We start from the raw sequence: 1,368 nt of genomic DNA on the forward strand, positions 1-1,368 counted from the left end.
GACACGATCTTCGTGGGCAAGGATCGCGCGTACAACCGCCGCTTCCAGCAGATGTGCGGGCATTACCTCGTCGAACCGGTCGCGTGCACTCCCGCCTCGGGCTGGGAGAAGGGGCAGGTCGAGAACCAGGTCGGGGTGATCCGCCGGCGGCTCTTCGTGCCGCGGCCGCGGTTCAGGAACTACGCCGAGCTCAACGCCTGGCTCGAGGACCGCTGCGTCGCCTGGGCGAAGGCGCACCCGCATCCCGAGTTGCCCGGCCAGACCGTCTGGGAGGTGTTCGAGGCGGAGCGGCCGAGCCTCGTGCCCTATGTCGGGCCGTTCGACGGCTTCCACGCCGTTCCGGCCTCGGTGTCGAAGACCTGCCTCGTGCGGTTCGACAACAACCGTTACTCGGTGGAGGCCAAAGCCGTCGGCCGGCCGGTCGAGATCCGTGCCTACGCTGAACGTGTGGAGTTCTGGCAGGACGGCCAGATCGTCGGGCAGCACACACGCGCCTTCGGCCGCAACAAGGCTGTCTACGATCCGCTGCATTACATCCCCGTGCTCGCCCGCAAGCCCGGCGCCTTGCGCAACGGCGCCCCCTTCAAGGAATGGGACCTGCCGTCGGCGATGCGGCGCGTGCAGCGCAAGCTCGGCCGTGTGCCGAACGGCGATCGCCAGATGGTCGAGATCCTCGGCGCCGTGCTGATCGACGGTCTGGACGCGGTGGAGGCCGCCTGCGCCGAGGCGCTGACCGAAGGCGTCCACTCGGCCGACGTCATCCTCAACATCCTCGCGCGGCGTCGCGAGCCCGCGCCCCCGCTGACCATCGCCACGCCGGACGCGTTGCGCCTGGCCTGCGAGCCGGTCGCCGATTGCGGACGTTACGACAGCCTCAGGAGACCGGACCATGGAAAGATCGCAGGTGCTGGACGCGATGGGCCAGCTGAAGCTCTACGGGATGAAGGCAGCCTATGACGAGATCATCGCCACCGCCGTGAAGCGCCAGCATGAGCCGCAGAAGATCGTCGGCGACCTGCTCACGGCAGAGATCAGCGAGAAGCAGGCGCGCTCGATCAAGTACCAGATGACCATCGCCAGGCTCCCGCTCGCCAAGGAGATCGACGAGTTCGCCTTCGAGGAGACCCCGGTCAACGAGACCCTCGTCCGCGATCTCGCCGGCGGCGCTCGCCATTGTCCTCGGACCAATGGCGGACAAAGGCTCGCCCTCGATCATCAGCGCAACGTGGTGCTGATCGGAGATGAGCCATTGTCGCGCCATTGGTCCGAGCGACAATGGCGAATGGGACTGGCAAGTCGCACCTCGCCGTGGCGATCGCCCGGGCCTGCATCCGCAGCGGCCGGCGCGGGCGGTTCTTCAACGTGGTC

2 pseudogenes are annotated in these 1,368 nt (G+C 67.7%); both read left to right on the top strand.

Going from position 1 to position 1,368, the window contains the following annotated elements:
* A pseudogene (locus DLJ49_RS21210) lies at positions 1–957 on the top strand (IS21 family transposase); the annotation flags it as partial.
* Positions 890–1,368, top strand: a pseudogene (locus tag DLJ49_RS21215) (ATP-binding protein); the annotation flags it as partial. The pseudogenes DLJ49_RS21210 and DLJ49_RS21215, both read left to right, overlap by 68 nt.

The sequence above is a fragment of the Rhodovulum sp. 12E13 genome, assembly GCF_003340565.1.
Classification (GTDB): Bacteria; Pseudomonadota; Alphaproteobacteria; order Rhodobacterales; family Rhodobacteraceae; genus HLUCCA09.